This window comes from Desulfomonilaceae bacterium, assembly GCA_041662605.1.
Taxonomy (GTDB): Bacteria; Desulfobacterota; Desulfomonilia; order Desulfomonilales; family Desulfomonilaceae; genus CAJBEZ01.
Genome location: JBAZSD010000001.1, coordinates 238596 through 258402 on the forward strand (window position 1 = coordinate 238596; position 19807 = coordinate 258402).

Here is a 19807-nt window from a genome sequence, read left to right on the forward strand (position 1 = left end):
CGCTCCAATCCTTGAAGCCAATCACGGGATGCTGTTATGGACCGGTTATAATCTCAGCTCCAAATGACAGTACATTTTGATTAGGGTTCTTCTCAAGAATTAAATCCGCTACCTGATGATGTCCTTGCTCAGTCGCAAGACTCAACGCTGTAAACCCTTTTCTGGTTCTTGCGTTCACGTCAGCTCCGTTTGCAAGAAGCAATTTCACGACATCCTTGTGGCCTTTTAACGCTGCGCAAATTAGCGATGTCTGTCCGTACCAGTCTTTTGCGTTTACTTTCGCGCCTTTTTCCAATAGCAATTGTACGACTTCCACATGCCCCCGAGAAGCCGCTACCATCAAGGGGGTTTTTCCATACTGTCCCGACGAGTTGATGTCGGCTCCCTTTTCCACCAGTAACTTCACTGTTTCAATTTGCCCATTAGAAGCCGCCCCACCCAAAGCAGTCCAGCCTTTGGAGTCATGTACATCTGGAAGAGTTCCCTTATCGAGGATCGAAACTACCCGATTCACCTTTCCGGCCGAGGCGGCATTGGTGAGTTGGGCGCCAAGGTCTTTTGAAACTCCAAGACCAGCGGCAATAAGTCCGCAAGCGATCAGGAATCCAGCGATAGAAAATATTTGCCAGAATTTTTTCAATTCTTGAATACTCCTACGATTTTTTAATAATTCAATAAAGCGGTTCTTTTCTCGTCAGGTTTTTTGGACAGTTCAGCCCCTCAATTGTTTTTACAGCCCAATACCAAAAAACTCGCGATTTTTTAATACATTTCAATGTCACTACAAATATTTCCTGAACACAGGTTTCAAGTGAACGCCACGCATCGAAACCACGGCTCATTTCCAAGTTTGGGAAACAAACGTACAAATCCCCCAATGTCAAGCCTCCTGGGCTAATTACTTAAAATGTTGTGGCATTTGATCTGATGAGAAAATGGAGGAAATCCGGCTATTGGGAGTCGGACCTTTGTTGTTCGTATTGATCACTAAACCTATCCGCATACTTCATGATCCAGTCAATGACAGCCTCGGTCCCCAGGTCTCGTCCGGCCTTTTCAGATTCAATCCATTTGTGTCTATCAATTTCCTGGGCCTGAATTTTCAAATATTTGTTCAAATCCATGTTCATGTCTCAGCAGCCTTTGTTGTTAACGATCACTTTTTCATGATAGATTCTAGCTATCATTGTTAATCGCAAGCATGCCCCGTGTCAAGAAGATTGTTAATTTTCGGTGAGTTTTCAGTTCGTTAAACGTTAGGATGGAGGTGCTCATGTCTAGCTCCTTGAAACTCATAAACTCCTTCGGTCAATCTATATGGTATGACAACCTGGGTCGCGAATTGCTCCGGTCAGGATCTCTCAAAAGATTAATAGAAGAAGACGGTATCTCAGGAATAACTTCGAATCCGACTATTCTTCTTAATTCTATTAGTAACGAAAAAATTTACGATGAAGACATTCATATCGAAGTCGACAAAGGAGCTGGCGTGACGGGTGTTTATGAGCACCTTGTCATCGCGGACATAAGTGAAGCTGCAGACCTTCTTTTCCCGATCTTTAAACAGACAAACGGTGTCGATGGCTTTGTGAGTCTCGCGGTTCCCCCTGACCTGGGTTATGAGAGGGCAAAAACAGTGTCCGAAGCCAAGAGACTCTTTGACAAGGTAGATCGACCAAATCTCATGATCAAAGTACCCGCCACTCCACAGGGAGTTGACGCTGTAAGAGAGCTGATATCGGCGGGGATTAACATAAACGCTACACTGATTTTCTCCCTTGAGCAATATCGAGCCGTTGTTCAAGCGTATATGGATGGATTGGAAAAATGGATAGATACGGGAGGAAACCCAAATGGAATCGCTTCCGTAGCTTCATTTTTTGTAAGCCGTGTAGACACGGTTGTAGATGAAAGATTGCGCGAGTTTTCAGGTCCCGCTAGCCGTAGCGCGTGCAACGAGTTGATAGGACAGGCGGCGATTGCAAACGCAAATCTGGCTTATGAAATTTATACTGAGATTCTTGCATCAGACAGGTGGAAAAACCTGTCAAAAATGGGAGCTAAACCTCAACGAGTTCTTTGGGCCAGCACCAGCGTCAAGAATCCATTGTATCCAGACACATACTATGTCGACAATCTTCTTTGGCCGGGCACTATCAACACACTTCCGAAAGCTACACTGGAAGCCTACCGTGATCATGGAGATCCCGAACGTCGAATTGGTCCAAATTCGAAAAACGCCAGGAGTATTTTTGAAGCAATAGAGAGAGAAGGCCTCAGCATGGACCTGATCATGCAGAGATTAACGGAAGCGGGGGTCAGTTCGTTTGGCGATTCATTTGATGAATTGCTCTCGGAGATAGCTCGCAAGAGGACCAGGTTGCTTCGCGGTTGGGGACATAGGTCCGCGTCTTTGGGGAACCTGCAACGAGATGTTGATGAAATTTTAGTTCGACTCGATAGGGAGAAGGTGACGGACCAGATATGGGACATGAGGCCCGAGTTGTGGACCGATGATCCTTCTAGTCGAGCCGAAATCGCTCATCGCCTGGGATGGCTTCGCATTGTGGAGACTATGGTCTGTGAAGTCGAGAAACTAAAGAATTTTGCGATAGAAATCATCGCGGCTGGATATGAACATGTGGTTTTAATCGGGATGGGCGGTAGCGCTCTCGCTTCTGAAGTTTTTTTGAATTGTTTTGGACATAATGAGCAATATCCGGATCTAAGAGTGATTGACACAACAGTTCCCGACGCGATTCGAGATATTGAATTGTCGTTAGACCTAAAAAAGACTTTGTTCATAGTCAGCAGCAAAACTGGCGGAACAATTGAAGTCATGTCTTTATTCAAATATTTCTATAAACGTGTGCAAGACTCGGAGAGAGATTCTGTGGGAAGACATTTTGTCGCAATAACGGATCCAGGCACTATTTTAGGAAAACTCGCGGCTGAAAAAAAATTCAGGAAAATATTCCTGAATCCTTCGGATATAGGTGGGAGGTTTAGCGCCCTGTCATATTTTGGGCTGGTCCCGGCAGCGCTCATCGGAGTTGATATCAGTTTCCTTCTTGCCCGTTCATCGCAAGCGGTAGAAGCCTCTGGAGCAGATGCGCCAGCCTTGGAAAGCCCGGGAGCGTGGCTCGGCGTTATCATGGCTCAGGCGGCTTTTTCCGGTCGGGACAAACTCACCCTCATCGTTTCTCCGCCTTTAAAGAGCTTCGCATGTTGGTTGGAACAACTGGTAGCTGAGAGTCTCGGAAAAGACGGTAAAGGAGTTCTACCAATCGAAGGTGAGCCAGTTGGAAGACCTTTTTGTTACGGCAAGGACAGAATTTTTGTTTATCTCCGATTAGATTCGGACTCAACATACGACATGGCTGTTTCAGAGCTTGAACGAGATGGTTTTCCTGTCGTTACCTTAAGGATGCATAACGCGTATGATATTGGACGGGAAATCTTTCGGTGGGAATTCGCAACTGCCGTCGCAGGTCAGATCCTCAAAATAAATCCCTTTGATCAGCCTAACGTTCAAGAATCAAAGGATATTGCAGCTTCTACAATCAAAGAATGTGCTGCTCAAGGTCAATTTCCCGAGTCTGAGGTTCTGGAAATAGGAGGCCATAATTTTGACTCTAAAATCGGAGACTTTATCTCGAGTGTTAAACCCGGGGATTATGTTGCGTTTAATGCCTTTATCAGATCAAATACAGTGAATGATTCGGAACTCGAAGTTTTAAGGACATTTGTGAGAGACAAGTTTGGAGTTGCGACGACAGTCGGGTTTGGCCCGAGGTATCTTCATTCAACAGGACAGATTCACAAGGGAGGCGCAAATAACGGTCATTTCCTTATCATAACAGCCGACGATTTTGATGATCTGCCCATACCTGGAGTTAATTATTCATTCGGCACGCTCAAATCCGCTCAGGCGTTCGGTGATTTAAGAACTCTAACTAAAAGAGAAAGGAATGTGATTCGCGTTCACCTTAAGGATGAATCGCAATTGGGAGAGATTCTGGAAGCTTTGAAAAGATTTTTTATTCTTGACTAGTTGGCTATTCTGTTGAGAAACTAATTAGTTCAGGATTTTAACTTGGAGATAAAGATGCAAAAGCCGTCCAATCAATCAATTGACGCGACCAACTCGCCAGCTTTAAACGATTCAATTGAGACGAAAGATACTGATTGGCCGATTCACGATAACCTCGCAAAATTGCAGAGGATGAGGGATGAAGCGAGGGGTGGAGGCGGGCAAAAACGTATAACGGAGCAACACGCCCGCGGGAAACTAACCGCAAGGGAAAGAGTTGATTTACTCCTCGACGAAGGATCATTCGAAGAATTCGACGTCCTCAAGGCTGGAAGAGGAGGCCATCTCGGAGGAGAAAAAGAACATCTCAGTGATGGTGTAATCACGGGGCACGGTACCATCGACGGAAGAGAAGTCTTCATCTTCAGTCAGGATTTCACCGTGATCGGAGGCTCATTAGGAGAAGCCCATTCTGAAAAGATAAGCAAAGTTATGGACCATGCGGTTAGAGTTGGGGCTCCATTCATTGGGCTGAACGATTCCGGAGGAGCCCGTATCCAGGAAGGCGTGGATTCTCTGGCGGCATATGGCCAGATCTTTAATCGAAACGTGATGGCAAGTGGAGTGATTCCCCAGATATCTTGCATTATGGGTCCATGCGCTGGTGGGGCTGTTTATAGCCCGGCAATGACCGATTTTACTTTCATGGTTGAACATTCGTCTTACATGTTCGTTACTGGGCCTAATGTTGTTAAGACGATAATACATCAGGATATTTCGTTTGACGATTTGGGAGGCGCCGGTGTTCATTCGTCCAAAAGTGGAGTAGCTCATTTCGTTTTACCAAACGACATCTTGTGCATCAGGGAAGTCCGCAGACTAATTAATTACTTACCATCCAACAACATGCAAAAACCCCCTTTTCTAGATCTCCGGGATCCAAACGACAGAAAAGACCCTGCGCTCGATTATCTGGTTCCGGTGAGCCCTAATCAGCCTTATGACATGAAAGTTCTAATTAACAGCGTCCTGGACGGGGCCGAGTTTTTCGAAGTCCAATCTCACTTCGCAAAAAATCTGATCGTGGGATTCGGACGACTTGGTGGACAAACCATAGGGCTCATTGCTAACCAACCGGCTGTTTTGGCTGGAGTTCTTGATAGTAACGCTTCGGCGAAGGGAGCCCGTTTTGTTAGATTCTGTGACGCCTTCAACATTCCACTCATTTGTTTCGTCGATGTTCCTGGTTTTATGCCTGGTCCCGAGCAGGAACATGGGGGAATCATACGACACGGGGCAAAACTCCTGTATGCCTTTATTGAGGCTACGGTACCTAGAATTACTGTGGTTGTAAGAAAGGCTTACGGCGGCGCTTATATTGTCATGAACTCAAAGCACATAGGAGCGGATTTAAATTATGCGTGGCCCACCGCCGAGATAGCGGTTATGGGCCCTAGAGGAGCGGCTGAAGTCATTTACCGAAAAGAAATTCAGGCTTCATCTCATCCGTCGGCGGCTTTGGTCGAAAAGGAAGCTTTCTACAGAAAAACTTTTGCAAACCCGTTCCTCGCCGCAAAACGAGGCTACATCGACGATGTGATTTTCCCCAGGGACACCAGGGGACGACTGATTAGAAGCCTGCAATTCCTGGAAGGTAAGCACGGTGACAGGCCAAAACGTAAACATGGCAACATTCCTCTTTGAGGTTAGGCAGAGTGTTTGACAAAATATTAGTAGCCAATAGAGGCGAGATCGCTGTTCGAATAATTCGCACCTGCAAGCGAATGGGATTGAAATCAGTGGCCGTATATTCAGAGGCGGACTTTAGATCTCCCTACGTTCACGACGCGGATGAGTCTTGTCTCATCGGACCTTCCAGATCTCAGGATTCTTTCCTGAATTCAGAAAAGATCATAGAAGCCGCTTTGCATCACGGATGCCAGGCCGTACATCCCGGATATGGATTCCTATCTGAAAACGCTGAATTTGCAAGGATGGTTCAAGAGGTGGGATTAGTTTTCATTGGACCCCCGATCCAGGCTATTTCCCTGCTAGGTGACAAGATTGCGTCGAAAGCTTTAGCGATTAAAACCGGAGTACCCGTAGTGCCCGGTCGTGAAGAGCCAGTCCTCAGCGTCAAAGAAGCCATGGCCGTGGCTAAGGAAATCGGTTTCCCCGTGCTTCTAAAACCCGCCTCCGGCGGAGGGGGTAGAGGCATGCGAATTGTGAATGACATGACTGAACTACCCGGAGCGCTTGAAGCGTGCAGGGCAGAAACGAAGAAGAGCTTTGGAGATGACCGGATATTCGTGGAACGTTTCGTAACGCGGCCACGACATATAGAAATTCAGGTCATGGCAGACAATTATGGCTCAATTATTCACCTTGGTGAAAGAGAGTGCTCGATACAACGGCGTTATCAGAAAGTAATTGAGGAAACTCCTTCCAGGGCGATACACGAATCGCTTCGCGTTCAAATGGGTAAAACAGCCTGTGATCTAGCCAGGGCAGCCGGCTACGCGGGAGCCGGCACGGTGGAGTTTATTTTAAATGAAGAAAAAAATTATTATTTCCTTGAGATGAATACCCGCCTCCAGGTTGAACACCCCGTGACTGAGTTAGTAACTGACTTGGATTTGGTTGAACTTCAGATCCGGATTGCCGCAGGGGAACCACTTGCCATCAAACAGGAAGATGTATTGATAAAAGGGTGGGCTATAGAGGCCCGGATATGCGCGGAAGATCCCTCACGCGGTTTTCTTCCAACCACCGGCATGATAACCCGCTATGCCATTCCTCTCGGCAAGAACATACGAGTAGACAGCGGCATTGACGCTGGAAGCGTTATCACTATTCATTATGATAGCTTACTAGCGAAGGTGTCCGCATGGGGAGCGAATCGGGAAGAAGCTCGAAAGCATCTGGTACGTGCGCTGAACGGGTATCATATTGAGGGAGTCACAACAAATCTGGATTTTGTTAACTCCGTACTCTGTCACCCGGCTTTTGCGAGCGGCGACTTGTCAACCAGTTTCATTCAGGATTATTTTGAAGATGGGCAAAGTCGTATTCCACCTGCTGAACAGGATCTTCATTATATGACTATGGCCGCAGTCTTGGTATCTCACACTAGACGAAATCTGGTCCGGGATTCTCTGAGACCTATGAGTCCACATGTTGGGGCTGCTGAACAGCGTCCCTTGATACACAGGTATGTAGTCCGATCATCCTCTGATGTCTTCGAGATAGAATTGGAAGGCTCAGAGCAAAACAGAAGAATGGACATCACTGTAAATGGGAAACAATACACGGTCGTGGCACCTGAATTTGAATATTACAGGAGACGTTTAAAGCTCTACATTGACGGAATCGCCAACATGTTTCGCCTTCAGTACCTGGACAACCATATCAGGACCTATTTTTGCGGAATAGTCCGTATCTTTGAAATCTACACGCCTCTTGAATGGAGCCTTGCCCAGTTTATGCTTAGGGACATCAAACCTATCCAGGAAAACTCTTTGAAATGTCCCATGCCAGGCCTAATAACAGCGATAACTGTTGAAGAAGGAACTCAGGTTCGTAAGGGCCAGGAATTGCTTCGCATGGAATCCATGAAAATGGAAAGCGCTGTCGCGTCCACACGAGACGGTCAAATAGATCAGATTTTGGTGCGCCCCGGCCAAACTGTCGAAACAGATGAAGTCCTGATCACGTTCAAAGAATAATGAGGTTATTCCGGTTTTTTCCCAAGGTTTTTGGATCAAATTATATGGGATAAAAATGATCTCATGGAGAAACTTAACACCCTTAGCTAACCTCGGATATCGAACATCAGTGGTTTCTTGAAAGGATTTCCTTTATGTAATGTACGAGATCCTCTATTGAGATTGGTTTTGACAGGACTCGATCCACCCCGGCCTTTAACAAGTCATGCTTTGATCCGTCTTCGACCCCCCAGGCCGTTAGTAAGATCAGGATTGGTCGTTTTTTGTCCAATCCAGAAAATCTTCTTTTCAGGGTTCTCCCCAAATCCCAGCCACTCATTCCTTGAACACTGGCGTCACTCACTATCACATCTACGTTAATTCCATCCAGAATCCTCAATCCGTCCTCAACAGTGTTTGCGCTGTGAACTGAATATCCCTTGGAAACGAGACCGTCGCTGAATGATTCAACAACTTTTTCCTCTTCATCAATTAGTAGGACCGTCAGGCGTTCTGCAGTATCTTTAGAGACTTGTCTTGAACGAGCGCCGGGAAAAATTTTTGTTGCGGGAAACTTGACTCTAAAAATCGAACCCCTTCCTTCGGAACTTTCCACTGTTATTTCCCCGTTGTTTTGCTTCACTATTCCCATGGCGCTCGGTAATCCCAACCCACTTTTTGTAGGTCCTTTCGTCGTCCAGAAGGGATCGAAAATTCTTTTGAGATCCGCTTCTTTTATTCCCACTCCGGTATCCTGAACATAGAACGTGGCTTCGTGCTCCTCAGATTCTACCCCGACACGAACCGTTCCATTTTCAGATAGAGATTCCAAACCATTCTTGACCAGATTTATCATAACTTCCAGGATCCGATCCTGATTCACATCGATGTAACAATCTTCTTTCAAATCTGTATCTATCGAAACAACTATGCCCCGCTTCTCAGATTGTGTTCTCCACCACAATCGGCTTAAATCTATGGCCCTTTGAGCGAGTTTTTTGAGATTAACCACATTACGGAATGCGGAACCCATGGGCTGACCACATCTGGCAAAATCCTGTAAACTTCTAATGGCTGCAGCAGCGGCGTTAGAACTGATAATTATCTGTTCCAGTCTCTGCTTGATTCGACGCGGGTCTGCCGTTTCGATCTCAATTTGGGCAAGGCCGGCGAAGCCAATTATAACCTGGAGCATGTTGTTAAAATGATGAGCCACCCCCGCTGATAGCTCTGAAAACGATCTCAATCGCTCGGTTTCTAAACGGACCTCTTCCATTTGTTTCCGCTCTGAGGCGTCTCTGAAAACAGCGAGTATCGCGGACGAGTCTCCCTCCCATGGGATGAGGCACGCTGTAAGATCCATGTAGAACACTTGACCGTCACTACGTTGAAAACTTTGAGTCAAAAATACTCCGTCAGCGCAAACAACTTCATTGAGCACATTTGTCGCTTTAATTTCCGAGCCCGGGGGGAAAATACAAGTAAAATGCTTGCCTACCAAGCATTCAGGGGAATATCCAAAAGTCGCGTTGGCGCATGGGTTAGACCACAGAATATTGCCATTAGAAGAATCGACAATCAGCATGCTTTCCATCATGTCGCAAAACAGTGAATTCAGTCTTTGTCCCGAAAAGATAGTCTCATGATAGGATGTTACACATGGATCCGAAGAATAAATGGTCAAGATTCTGAGTTTCCCGCTATAAATATCTATCGGTTCGCATGAAATTATCGCCTTGAAAGACCTGGACTGATTCCGCTCCGTTACAGAAAGCTCAAGGGACTTTCTATTCTCTGGGACGTTGTTGAGAACTGTTCCGACTGCTATATTCGTTTTATCTATCGCCAGATTTTGCGCTCCAGGGTTCACATACAGAATCTTGCCGGTTTGATCGATTATCAAGAAACCAATAATGCGTTTGTCAAATACGTTGTGATCATTGATCGCTCTCATAAATTTTCCTCAACTCAATTTCAGGCAGTAGAAACTTTGGGGAATCCGCATGGCTCCTTATGCGGTTAGTTCCCGTCCTTGCCAGTATAATTCCAACACGTTTTGAAACCTGAACACACAGGTGTATTTTTCAACGTCTATTTTCATAAGGGCGCAACCTGGGTCAGAAGCGAAATCTCGAAGATTAGGATGTTTCCGCTCATATAATTCCAGAAACGATTCCCTATCGTGTGATTTCAATTCACTCGCCCTGCCTATCGCCGTTACCACCACGGCTTGAAAAAAATCATCCAGACTGTTTGATCGGTTATCAATAACAAAAGCTACCATAGGACACTCGATCATATTACTAAATTTTCTTGTGGCTTTTGGAGTTGCAAAAATCAGACTCCTTAAATCCAGGCTGGCCAGAAAAGCCACCAGATTACCGTATGGACCACTTTCCCCTTGTGTAGCAAGCACCGCAAGTTTTTGTTGAGAAAATAGCTCTGACAAAGCGTTGATCAGTTCAGATAACGATTTCAGACGTCCTTCTTTGTCAAATTGGACACTATCGCTGCTTTCCTGTGTCAGACCAGCGTCTATCGATATCGAACGCAGGTTCCATGATCCCTTATTTGATTCTGATCCGAATCCACTCAAATCACTACCGTAAGATTGCGCCACAACTCCTCCCGATCCTCCATCTTGAAGATTCATCCTCGTGCCGTAACTAAATGATTGATCACACAGGTGATGAAATTAGAGGACAAGTTTCTTTCCGTTATGTATTATTGAACCGTCATGAGTCAGCAGGTTCAATCGAACCAATTTACGAAGGGGTCGCACTTGATCCCTTTTACGGAAGACACGTTCAGTTGCCGAGCATATTGATCAAATTATTTAGAGGAAAAGCTTATGGTTCGCGCCACTAGGATAAGACTGCAACGAAAAAATGAGATGCTTAAAAACAAGCTGATTTCTCTTGCCACAACAGTTGAAGAAAGCGTCAAGCTGGCTGTAAAAAGTATTCGAGATAGAGACGCAAGGTTGGCTACAGGTATCATTGACGGGGATAGGGAAATTGACAAAGTCGAGATAGAGATAGAAGAAGACTGCCTCGAAATCCTCGCTCTACATCAACCAGTAGCCATGGATTTGCGATTCATAGCCGGGGTCTTCAAAATAATTAATCAGCTCGAACGTATTGGCGACCTTGCCGTTAACATCGCTGAAACAGCCGTGTTACTGGCTTCAGAACCATCGCTTCAAATTCCTCTTGATTATTATTTCATGGCCGAGAGAACTGAAAATATGCTCAAGAAAGCCCTGGACGCTTTTGTGAATATGGATGACGCATTAGCCGCTGAGGTTTTAACGGATGATGATGAAGTGGACATGATGAAACATAAATTACACAGGAATTTTGAAGAAAGACTGGCTGCTGAACTTGACCGACGCCATGCTCTCACACACCTGTTTCTTGTTTCAAGACATCTGGAGAGGATTTCTGATCATTCCACCAATATCGCGGAGGATGTCATTTATATGGCTACCGGGGAAATAGTTCGCCATGGACATTCTTCCACTAAATAGCGCGCCGCTAGGACCGATATGCGCCTTCTATGTGTCTAGAACGTAAAACTCCGAGCAACGCTTGCAAAGTCGCTAGAATCTTCGGATGAAGAATTGAATTCCAAGAGAATGGAATCTCTTAGTTCTATTATTTGTTGGGCCGCTGCTTCCGGGTCCCGAGCGCCATATATCGAAGACCCAACTATTGCGGCGGAATGAGGGCCAACAACAGACGCCCAGTCTTCCAACTGCCTGGCAAGAGACCTTCCTAAACGATCCTGTCTCCCAAAACCGGGACACCAGATTGGTTTTTCCGTAATAGAACGGTAACGCTTCAGATCATCGGGCCTTGTCGCGGGTCCTATATAACCAGCAACACCTATGGCCTCACCAAGACGTAATATTCCCTCAGTAATGTCTCTAAACTCACCAACGTCATCGCAATCTAATTCTATTCCACAAGAAGCGCAGTCTGAGCGAAACCGTGATATGTCCAGGGGCCTTGAAAAAAAAGTATCAGCCCCCGCATGACTCATCATAGGCAATAACAAGACCCTTATTCCGTAATCATCGCCGACATGTACCGCTTCCGCGACTGATGAAGGCCCAGGAAACCCATGAACCGTAACATGGGTGGCGCCAGACTGGTTCAATCTTGCAAGAATCTTAGCGTTGGTACCATTCCAGGAAGTTGATGACCTAAAACCTATGTCCGCAATTTTCAGATCCACCAGTAAAGGTTTGTCACCAAGGATATCACGAACTCTCAGGAGAATCTCTGTCCCGGATTCCAGCAAAGTCGGAACGCCTATTTTGATTCCATCAACTATTCTTGCGACCTTTGAAGAAACATTAATGACAGCGTTTGAGGTTTCCAGATCCAGCGAAGCGATTACGGCAAACTTTTTCATTTCCAACCGGACGCCCTACCGTGAGAATCCCTGGTAATTTCTTGAACAAACGCTACCTTCCTTGGGCATTTGTATCGTGAAAGATACTCCTTGCAAAACCTCATAATCTCACGTTCATCCGCCTTGACCCCACTCTCTGGAACCACAATCGCTTCTATGACTTGACCGCGCATCAGATCTGGAACCCCTACTAATGCGACGTCAGCCACACTGGGGTGTCTGATCAAGATTTCTTCAACTTCCTGGCAATATACGTTGAATCCTGAGGTTATAATGAGGTCCTTCTTTAGCCCGGTCAAAGTCAGATATCCGTCTTCATCAAGAAAGCCAATGTCTCCTGTGTAGAGCCATCCATTCCGTATTACTGTTTTGGTCTCGTTAGGTCTGCCAAAATATCCAAGCATCACGTTGGGACCCTGAACCACAACCTCCCCTTCAATTCCTGTGGGCAGTGGATTCCCGTTATCGTCATGGATTTGTATCGTGACATCAGGCACAGGTAGACCCACGGTTTTGGGCTTATTAGGAAAATTCATGTTGTTCCATGACACTACAGGAGACGCTTCAGTCAAACCATAGCCGTGATATAATGGAATCCTGTATTTCTCGCAGAATTTTTCATGGATTTCCATCGACAGGGGCGCTCCTCCGCTAATGGCTATTTGGAAACTTGAAAGATCCAGATCTTTGCATGATGGGTGATAGATGAGCCCGTAGTAGACCATCGGCACGAGACCGGAGTAGCTAATTTGGGCTTCTTTGAGCCAGGGGATCAATCGAGGGAAATCTACTTTTTCTACTAAATATACGGTTCCACCTGCCTTGATCGTTCCCAATAAATTTGTTGAAGCTCCAAACGCGTGAAAAAGCGGAATTAAAGCTAGCCCATGGGTTTCCGGACCCCTTTTAGCGACATCACGTAACAAATTGGAATTACTATCTAGATTCCTGTGACTCAACGTCGCCCCTAAAGCCCTCCCTAATAAGCCGGCTGTGAATATGATTACGGCCGGGGCGTTCTCGTCTAAATCAACAGCATCAAATTTATCAGGAAAATCCCGCTGAATTTGAGCAAATCCGACTTCACCCTCTTGAGGGTCAAGGGAAATGATCATTTTCAAATAATCGGCGTGTTCCTTTGCCTTGACGATTTTGGCTGATTGGTCAGGCCCGCTGATAATAACAGCGGGTCTGCAATCGCTCAAATAATGGCTTAACTCGTAGGCCGTGGACAGGGGATTTAAGGTGACGCATATGGCGCCGACTCGCATGACTGCAAAATAGGACATCACAAATTCGGGCCGGTTACCCATGAGCGTAACAACTCGATCGCCACTCTGTACTCCAGCTTTTACCAAAGCATTGGATAATCTGTTGATCCCCTTTAGGAGTTCAGAATAAGAAATCTTCTGATCCTCAAATACCAACGCAGTGTGATCGGGCAAATCACTTGCGGCTCTGTCCACCATCTGACTCAGATTCATAGAGACTCCGGGCAAAAGTTTTTGAAACACTTAATAAGAAACAGGAATTTTAAATGATTAACATTTTCAACTCATTTTATCAACCGCTTGACGAATAAAACTGATTTGGGCAGAAATATGGCAGATGATGGTGAGGCTTGAATCGGTATATTTTATCGGAGTAGCTTGGGTTGACCATCTCTTGAACTGTTTATTTTCCTGAGGGCCGCAACATGGCTACGATTTTCAAAAGGGTCAATACGCGAATGACTTTGACAAGAGGTTTTCTAGATGGGGAATATATGTCTGGTTGTAGGCGGTCGGCGAAGCGGTAAGAGTTATTATGCCCAAACCCTTGCTGAAAAAATTCCCGGCCCTAGAGCTTTTATAGCCACGTGTCCTGTTCTGGATCAAGAAATGGCGGACCGGATCAGAAAACATCAGGAAGCAAGAAAATCCGCCGGCTGGACCACTATCGAAGAACCGCTGAATTTAGTGAGGGCGGTATCTAGCTCAAGTGGATATAATGTCTTGTTGATTGATTGTCTGACGTTATGGATAAACAATCTCATGTACGAGAGTCAAAAGAATCAAAATTCAATTTCTGAAGATATCATTTTCAGAGAAGCGACGAACATGATTCAGGCCTGCTTGTCCCATCCTGGAGAAATTATCCTGGTAACAAATGAGACGGGGTTGGGAATTGTCCCGGACAATGAACAAACACGATTGTTTCTGGATTTGATGGGACGTTGCAATCAAGTCGTTTCCAATGAGGCTGATGTGGTCGTCCTGATGGTATGCGGACAACCTTTATTCTTGAAAAATCGCAGTCCCAAGACATAAGGAACAAAACCGCGGCTCAGAAAAACTAAGCCGCGGTTCACACATTCAACGAATGTAGTCTACAATTACAGAGGGAAAAGAGTAGGAATTCTTTGGGCAGCCATTATGTCGCCGGCAGCTCTCAATTTGCCCGTCATAAAGGCAGTTACTCCGTTTAATTTGCCATTGCACATGTCCAACCAGTCTGAACCTTCCATGGTCAAAGTCACTGACGGACTTGAATGAATTCCACTAGCGACTTGGCATGTTTGGTCTTTTATTACTACATTCCAATCACCGGCCTGATCACCTGTTATGTGAAACTGAAACACCATGTCCAGACCTGACGCTGCCGTGGCATTAAATACCTGCGGCATTTTTTCAAAGACTTCATTTACTGTTGTAAGGGCCATCTGTTTTTCTCCTGTTCTAAATTTTCGCGTCTATCGGTTTTGCCCCGTTCATAAATACCTGCATCAATCCAATGGCTATTCGCTGCTTTTGGGCTTTACTCCTCAACGGTTGATTCTCGAGAACCATAGCCGACACGAAGCTCTCAATAGCTCCCAAAAAAATGTATGTCAAATATCTCGCCTTGATGTCCGTTCGTAAAATGTTCCCCGTCTGCCCTACAGACATTATCTTCTCGGTTCTTGACAGGAACATCTTGAACCAGTTAACGCGCGACGGGGTCAGGTTGGCAGCCGATCTTGAAATCTCGGTGATAAATATGTGAACGAGATCCGGTTTTTTCTGATATTGATCGAGAAAATAGGTCACAAGGGCCGACAGTTGAACTTCCACGTTTGCGGCGTCGCTATCCCATTTCTCCATTAAATCGAACAATCCTGTCCACCACTCTTTCAATATTGCGTCAAATAAATCCGCCTTACTGGTGAAATAGTGATAAACAAGACCATAAGAAATGCCAGCCGTTTGAGCTATATCGGTAATCCTTGCCTGATGAAATCCTTTTTCCCTAAATACCCTGCAGGCAGCGTCGAGGATGACGGTTTCTTTGTCCTTTCGGGAATCTGTCGCTAGAGAGTTATTGACAGTCATTAAGCGAAGCTATCAATATCTGATTGACCTGTCAATCAAATTGAGTGGCCCTTCTTTTGTCTTGACCACCAACCTAACGCGCTTATAATTAATGTCAACAGGCGAGCGCTATTGCGGTTTGTCCGGGATCCTAATCTTGATGGCTCCCGGACAAACTTTTTCGGCTTCAAGTCTAAAGCAGACTTGTATCCCTCAAGCTCTAGACAGGGCTTTTTTTCCTATGTCACGTCTGTAGTGAGCGCCTTCCCAGTCAATTTTCTCCACCGCCTGATAGGCTATGTCGATGGCCTTCGGTATGTTTTCACCCAATGATGTGACTCCTAGTACTCGCCCGCCTGCTGTTACGATTCCATTGGATGAATTTCCGGCTCCGGCGATAAAGACCTTTATCCCCGGTATTGCTTCGGCCCGTTCGATTCCCGAGATGAGCTTACCTTTTGAATATGTTCCCGGATAGCCGTTGGAAGCCATGACCACGCATACTGAAGCGTCATCATCCCATTGGATGGATTGTTTACTGAGACGCCCTTCCAAAGCCGCTATCATGAGGGGAATAGGGTCCGTTTTCATTCTAACCAGAAGAGGTTGAGCCTCAGGATCTCCAAGTCTCACATTGAATTCCAAAACCTGTGGAATGTCGTCCCTGATCATCAAACCGGCGTACAAGAAACCGACGTAGGGCCTACCCTCGGCCGCCATGGCTTTTACGGTCGGAAGCATTACTTCATTCATTATTCTGTCATGAGCGGTTGACGTGACAACAGGCGCAGGCGAATATGCGCCCATTCCCCCAGTATTAGGTCCTTTGTCGTCGTCAAATATGGCCTTATGGTCTTGTGAACTCGCTAACGGCATTACGGACTCGCCATCGGTAAAGGCGATAAATGAAGCTTCTTCACCCTTCAAACAGTCTTCAACAATTAATCTCGATCCAGCGTCGCCGAAGACTTTTTTCTTCATTATTTGATCGATTGCGTCCAAAGCTTCGTGGCGGGTCTCACAGACAAAAACACCCTTCCCGGCGGCAAGTCCATCGGCTTTGACAACCAGCGGAAACTTAGCGGAATTAATATGGTTCTCGGCTCGACCATAGTCTTCAAAAGTTTCAAAGTCCGCTGTGGGTATCCCGTACTTTTTCATAAGCTCTTTGGAAAAGGCCTTACTTCCCTCCAATAGAGCAGCGCCCGAAGATGGGCCGAAAACCTTGAGACCATTTTTAATTAACTCATCTGTCAGACCAGCGACCAGGGGGGCTTCAGGCCCAACAACAGTGAGATCGAATTTCTCTTTCTTCGCCAATTCGACGAGACCTGAAATGTCATCCGAAGAAATTGGAACGATCCGACACTTGGGTTCACCGGCAATTCCAACGTTTCCAGGAGCAGCAACCAATTCCTTTACCAATCCCGACGCTGCCATCTTCCAGGCCAGAGCGTGCTCACGTCCTCCTGATCCGACCAAAAGAATCTTCATCACTGAGGCTCCCTAATGTATTACTTGTTCCAAAGTCCTCTTTTTGCCTTTTCAGCTTCCTGCTCAAGCTCTATGTAAGGTCTCACATCGAATTTTTTTTCTTCTCTATCTATTGTAGCCAAGCCCAGTCTAATCATTCGAGCGGTTACGTCCTCACCTGAAATGTAGGCGAAACCTTCGTTAACCCCATTTGGATTCTCTCGTACAATTTTGATCCGCAACCATTTGTCGTTGAGGGAGTTGGTCAGAAAGTCACGCGCTGCTGTTTCCTGAGATGCAGGAACGCGTACGCCTATGAGTTTCAGTTCTATTAGTTTGCCTGAGCCTCGCAGAGTGAGAGTTGTTCCGTCAACAACCTGAGTAACTCGCCAAAGACGCTCTCCTCCCTCTGTGGGAGGTCGGCTTACCCAATAGAGGTAACCAACCAGCAACAAAACCAAAGCGCCTATGCCAGCCCAAAGTTTCCATTCGTTCTTCAATTTCAGTTTGGCCATATGATGTTAAGCCCCGCCTTGTCAATCCACATTGAATAGTAGCTTGTCAGACTCTGAGGTGAAAATTTCTTCAGCTTTTATTAAGTCAGGCCCCACGTAGCGGTGATGAAAACGCCCATCGTCTGAAGACCTTATCAGGACAGTGAAATCATCAACTCCCATTTTGATGAGTCGCACAAAAGAGCCTCGGAGGCCGTCTGTTTGTTTCAAGATCTGGAACATATCACAACTATATCACACGAATGGATTTGTGGAAAACTTGTACCCCCGGAAAATCATATTCAAACTGTTTTGCACACCTGATCACGCGCCGGACGATAATTGCCGTTCAATAAAATCGTGTTTTAGTTTATGATATTTATGTTGAAATATATGGGACGCGGTTATGCCACACATGAACAATGAAATTATAATTGAGACAAGAGATCTGGGGAAAGACTATTACGACGGAGACAGGGTGATACCTGCGCTTCGAGGCATAAATATTAAGATATATCGGGGTGAGATGGTAGCCATAATGGGCCCTTCAGGCTCAGGCAAATCGACACTGCTTTACGTTCTTGGATTACTCCATCCGCCAACATCGGGAATGTATTTATTCAAGGGCCAAAACATACTGGAGTTTTCAAAAGAGGAACAGGCCCATTTCCGAAACAGAGAACTTGGATTCGTTTTCCAGAGCTGTGATCTCCTGGCTAACTCTACCGTCTTTGAGAATTTGGAGCTTCCTTTGATATATGCTGAAGCTGATAAAACCATTCGCCGGGGAAAAATACTTCGCGCTCTTGAGCGAGTTGGGCTCTCACACCGGGTAGACCATTGGTCCAACAGACTCTCCGGCGGTGAACGGCAAAGAGCCGCTATCGCCAGAGCGCTTGTGAACAATCCATCATTGATTTTGGGGGATGAACCTACCGGACAATTGGATCAGAAAAATACCGACATAGTGATTGAACAACTTAGAAATATCGCTCGTCAGGGATTTACCGTAGCGCTTGTAACCCACGAAGATGAAATAGGTCGGGCGTGTGACAGAATTATCCGTATTCGAGACGGTATACTTGTTTCGGATGGATTCGAACCAAACTCCCTTGGCAACCCTGTCCCCACAGGACCAGAGCCAACCGTGTCCATAACTTGAGCCAACGGTCCTCAGTACCGTACTTTCGCCAATTTGCGCCAAGGTAGAAACGTATCGTGCGATGGCTTCAGGACATGCACCCGCATGATGAATCCGCAGCCTCGATATTCAGCGGATAGTTCATAACGACTGTATCCTTAACAAGAGTTATCAAGCCCTCTGATTCCAAAACTTTCAGGATCTCTGCACAATTTTCCCACGACATTGAAAGGTATACAGGTAGAATGGCTTTGAAATCACTAAGGCGCTTTTGCGCTTCAAAAGCATACAGGGTCATTAACACCTGTTTGTGTATGAGGTCCAGATTCGAATTAGCCATCAAATCCATTATCGTTTCATTTTCCATTATAATGTTTCCAGCGCTAACGGTACACATAAAATTCTCCATGTTTTACGTAACGTGATTTTGCGTATTCAAATTTGATTTAATCATATCCATCCATATAGCAATAGCTTTGTCACAATCCCTATTGGCCAGACTTCGCAAATTTACAGAATTCGAAATAACTCTGAGGTGTTCCTATGTCGAAAAATGGTCCCTGTTGTTCCAAACCAAACATTTTGCCTGTGTTGACAAATTTTGGAAACACTTCAGTTTCCATTGAAAAGGACTTCTGATTAGGAAGATCTGCAATAAATGTTTTGGACAGCAATGACATCCCTGCGTTAATAAGACCGGCGCCTGTTCTTCCTGCGTCCTTTTCATGAAAGCTTGTAACTAATCCATCGGGGCTTACGCCAACCGAGCCATACCTACCAGCGTCAGGGACTTTAAATAATGATATTGTGACATCAGCCTTTTTCAGGGCATGGAATGCACAGAATCGTTCAAGATCAATATCGAAGTAAGTGTCCCCATTGACAAGTAAAGTCGGTTCAGTAGCAAATTTCTGAGCGTTCCTTACAGCTCCACCCGTGCCCAGGGGTTCGGATTCATGAGAAAATTCTATGTCATAATCACGAAATTCTGCGCCGTTGAAATATGATTCGATCTCATGAGCTTTATAGCCAACAAGTAGAACAAATTTTCTTACCCCTTTGGCCGCGAGGAGCCGAATTATGATTTCCAGAAAAGGTTTTCCAAGTACGTCGGCCATTGGCTTTGGCCGATCAGAAACTACTGACCGAAGCCTGGTTCCCATTCCACCTACGAGCACAAAAGCCTTAAAATCTAGTTTATTTTTAGACATGCC

19 protein-coding genes are annotated in these 19807 nt (G+C 45.7%); 6 read left to right on the forward strand and 13 right to left on the reverse strand.

Annotation, left to right across the window (positions count from 1 at the left end; translation table 11 throughout):
• Window positions 1–34 precede the first annotated feature (34 nt).
• Together WC647_00990 and WC647_00995 are read right to left on the reverse strand one after the other, a co-directional pair.
• The gene (locus WC647_00990; protein ID MFA6220867.1) at window positions 35–640 is read right to left on the reverse strand and encodes an ankyrin repeat domain-containing protein; all 606 of its coding nucleotides are present in this window, start codon (window positions 638–640) and stop codon (window positions 35–37) included.
• A 310-nt stretch (window positions 641–950) separates the two neighbouring features.
• Complete coding sequence (locus tag WC647_00995) at window positions 951–1124, reverse strand: hypothetical protein (GenBank protein ID MFA6220868.1); 174 nt, start codon at window positions 1122–1124, stop codon at window positions 951–953.
• Window positions 1125–1273: 149 nt separating this feature from the next.
• Between WC647_00995 and WC647_01000 the strand changes: the two genes are divergently transcribed.
• From WC647_01000 to WC647_01010, 3 genes are read left to right on the forward strand one after another with little or no spacing between them, the layout of a single operon-like run.
• Window positions 1274–4054: a bifunctional transaldolase/phosoglucose isomerase gene (locus tag WC647_01000; protein ID MFA6220869.1), complete on the forward strand. Its 2781-nt coding sequence runs from the start codon at window positions 1274–1276 to the stop codon at window positions 4052–4054.
• 54 nt (window positions 4055–4108) lie between these two features.
• Window positions 4109–5737, forward strand: coding sequence for an acyl-CoA carboxylase subunit beta (locus tag WC647_01005; GenBank protein MFA6220870.1), 1629 nt, complete (start codon window positions 4109–4111; stop codon window positions 5735–5737).
• A gap of 11 nt (window positions 5738–5748) precedes the next feature.
• The gene (locus WC647_01010; GenBank protein ID MFA6220871.1) at window positions 5749–7758 is read left to right on the forward strand and encodes an acetyl-CoA carboxylase biotin carboxylase subunit; all 2010 of its coding nucleotides are present in this window, start codon (window positions 5749–5751) and stop codon (window positions 7756–7758) included.
• 106 nt (window positions 7759–7864) lie between these two features.
• Here the strand turns inward: WC647_01010 and WC647_01015 are convergent, their stop codons facing one another.
• Both WC647_01015 and WC647_01020 read right to left on the reverse strand, forming a co-directional pair.
• Entirely contained in the window at window positions 7865–9691 is a 1827-nt protein-coding gene (locus WC647_01015; GenBank protein MFA6220872.1) for an ATP-binding protein, read from the reverse strand.
• A 57-nt stretch (window positions 9692–9748) separates the two neighbouring features.
• Complete coding sequence (locus WC647_01020) at window positions 9749–10390, reverse strand: pyridoxamine 5'-phosphate oxidase family protein (protein ID MFA6220873.1); 642 nt, start codon at window positions 10388–10390, stop codon at window positions 9749–9751.
• Between the two features lie 198 nt (window positions 10391–10588).
• Here WC647_01020 and phoU point away from each other — a divergent pair, with 198 nt between their 5' ends.
• Entirely contained in the window at window positions 10589–11266 is a 678-nt protein-coding gene (gene phoU, locus WC647_01025) for a phosphate signaling complex protein PhoU (protein ID MFA6220874.1), read from the forward strand.
• A gap of 35 nt (window positions 11267–11301) precedes the next feature.
• Here phoU and WC647_01030 read toward each other — a convergent pair whose 3' ends face one another.
• Together WC647_01030 and WC647_01035 are read right to left on the reverse strand one after the other, a co-directional pair.
• Window positions 11302–12156 (reverse strand): orotidine 5'-phosphate decarboxylase / HUMPS family protein, encoded by an 855-nt coding sequence (locus WC647_01030; GenBank protein MFA6220875.1) that lies wholly within the window; start codon window positions 12154–12156, stop codon window positions 11302–11304.
• Window positions 12153–13640, reverse strand: coding sequence for an AMP-binding protein (locus WC647_01035; protein ID MFA6220876.1), 1488 nt, complete (start codon window positions 13638–13640; stop codon window positions 12153–12155). Before WC647_01035 ends, WC647_01030 begins: the two co-directional genes overlap by 4 nt.
• Window positions 13641–13910: 270 nt before the next feature.
• Between WC647_01035 and cobU the strand changes: the two genes are divergently transcribed.
• Window positions 13911–14465 carry a bifunctional adenosylcobinamide kinase/adenosylcobinamide-phosphate guanylyltransferase gene (cobU, locus tag WC647_01040; protein MFA6220877.1) on the forward strand — a complete coding sequence of 185 codons (555 nt, stop codon included), beginning with the start codon at window positions 13911–13913 and terminating at the stop codon, window positions 14463–14465.
• Window positions 14466–14530: 65 nt separating this feature from the next.
• Here cobU and WC647_01045 read toward each other — a convergent pair whose 3' ends face one another.
• From WC647_01045 to WC647_01065, 5 genes are all read right to left on the reverse strand, one after another.
• Complete coding sequence (locus tag WC647_01045) at window positions 14531–14857, reverse strand: SCP2 sterol-binding domain-containing protein (GenBank protein ID MFA6220878.1); 327 nt, start codon at window positions 14855–14857, stop codon at window positions 14531–14533.
• A 16-nt stretch (window positions 14858–14873) separates the two neighbouring features.
• On the reverse strand, window positions 14874–15506 hold the full coding sequence (locus WC647_01050) for a TetR/AcrR family transcriptional regulator (protein MFA6220879.1): 633 nt from the start codon (window positions 15504–15506) through the stop codon (window positions 14874–14876).
• A 192-nt stretch (window positions 15507–15698) separates the two neighbouring features.
• Window positions 15699–16979 carry a phosphoribosylamine--glycine ligase gene (gene purD / locus WC647_01055; protein ID MFA6220880.1) on the reverse strand — a complete coding sequence of 427 codons (1281 nt, stop codon included), beginning with the start codon at window positions 16977–16979 and terminating at the stop codon, window positions 15699–15701.
• A gap of 20 nt (window positions 16980–16999) precedes the next feature.
• The gene (locus WC647_01060) at window positions 17000–17473 is read right to left on the reverse strand and encodes a thermonuclease family protein (protein MFA6220881.1); all 474 of its coding nucleotides are present in this window, start codon (window positions 17471–17473) and stop codon (window positions 17000–17002) included.
• 21 nt (window positions 17474–17494) lie between these two features.
• A complete protein-coding gene (locus tag WC647_01065; GenBank protein ID MFA6220882.1) occupies window positions 17495–17650 on the reverse strand; it encodes a hypothetical protein in 156 nt (51 codons plus the stop codon).
• 217 nt (window positions 17651–17867) lie between these two features.
• Between WC647_01065 and WC647_01070 the strand changes: the two genes are divergently transcribed.
• A complete protein-coding gene (locus WC647_01070) occupies window positions 17868–18614 on the forward strand; it encodes an ABC transporter ATP-binding protein (GenBank protein MFA6220883.1) in 747 nt (248 codons plus the stop codon).
• A gap of 67 nt (window positions 18615–18681) precedes the next feature.
• On the opposite strand, the gene WC647_01075 is transcribed toward WC647_01070, so the two are convergent.
• Both WC647_01075 and WC647_01080 read right to left on the reverse strand, forming a co-directional pair.
• Window positions 18682–18990, reverse strand: a complete 309-nt coding sequence (locus tag WC647_01075) for a hypothetical protein (GenBank protein ID MFA6220884.1) — start codon at window positions 18988–18990, stop codon at window positions 18682–18684.
• 91 nt (window positions 18991–19081) lie between these two features.
• A complete protein-coding gene (locus tag WC647_01080; GenBank protein ID MFA6220885.1) occupies window positions 19082–19804 on the reverse strand; it encodes a nucleotidyltransferase family protein in 723 nt (240 codons plus the stop codon).
• Window positions 19805–19807: the final 3 nt, after the last annotated feature.

What these genes read in the sequence shown, in the direction of transcription:
- purD (MFA6220880.1), bottom strand. Translation starts at nt 16,979, where the DNA reads ATGAAGATTCTTTTGGTCGGATCAGGAGGACGTGAGCACGCTCTGGCC.
- WC647_01015 (MFA6220872.1), bottom strand. Translation starts at nt 9,691, where the DNA reads ATGAGAGCGATCAATGATCACAACGTATTTGACAAACGCATTATTGGT.
- WC647_01060 (MFA6220881.1), bottom strand. Translation starts at nt 17,473, where the DNA reads ATGGCCAAACTGAAATTGAAGAACGAATGGAAACTTTGGGCTGGCATA.
- WC647_01020 (MFA6220873.1), bottom strand. Translation starts at nt 10,390, where the DNA reads ATGAATCTTCAAGATGGAGGATCGGGAGGAGTTGTGGCGCAATCTTAC.
- WC647_01050 (MFA6220879.1), bottom strand. Translation starts at nt 15,506, where the DNA reads ATGACTGTCAATAACTCTCTAGCGACAGATTCCCGAAAGGACAAAGAA.
- WC647_01000 (MFA6220869.1), top strand. Translation starts at nt 1,274, where the DNA reads ATGTCTAGCTCCTTGAAACTCATAAACTCCTTCGGTCAATCTATATGG.
- WC647_00995 (MFA6220868.1), bottom strand. Translation starts at nt 1,124, where the DNA reads ATGGATTTGAACAAATATTTGAAAATTCAGGCCCAGGAAATTGATAGA.
- WC647_01080 (MFA6220885.1), bottom strand. Translation starts at nt 19,804, where the DNA reads ATGTCTAAAAATAAACTAGATTTTAAGGCTTTTGTGCTCGTAGGTGGA.
- WC647_01030 (MFA6220875.1), bottom strand. Translation starts at nt 12,156, where the DNA reads ATGAAAAAGTTTGCCGTAATCGCTTCGCTGGATCTGGAAACCTCAAAC.
- WC647_01045 (MFA6220878.1), bottom strand. Translation starts at nt 14,857, where the DNA reads ATGGCCCTTACAACAGTAAATGAAGTCTTTGAAAAAATGCCGCAGGTA.
- phoU (MFA6220874.1), top strand. Translation starts at nt 10,589, where the DNA reads ATGGTTCGCGCCACTAGGATAAGACTGCAACGAAAAAATGAGATGCTT.
- WC647_01005 (MFA6220870.1), top strand. Translation starts at nt 4,109, where the DNA reads ATGCAAAAGCCGTCCAATCAATCAATTGACGCGACCAACTCGCCAGCT.
- WC647_01070 (MFA6220883.1), top strand. Translation starts at nt 17,868, where the DNA reads ATGAACAATGAAATTATAATTGAGACAAGAGATCTGGGGAAAGACTAT.
- WC647_01075 (MFA6220884.1), bottom strand. Translation starts at nt 18,990, where the DNA reads ATGTGTACCGTTAGCGCTGGAAACATTATAATGGAAAATGAAACGATA.
- WC647_01035 (MFA6220876.1), bottom strand. Translation starts at nt 13,640, where the DNA reads ATGAATCTGAGTCAGATGGTGGACAGAGCCGCAAGTGATTTGCCCGAT.
- cobU (MFA6220877.1), top strand. Translation starts at nt 13,911, where the DNA reads ATGGGGAATATATGTCTGGTTGTAGGCGGTCGGCGAAGCGGTAAGAGT.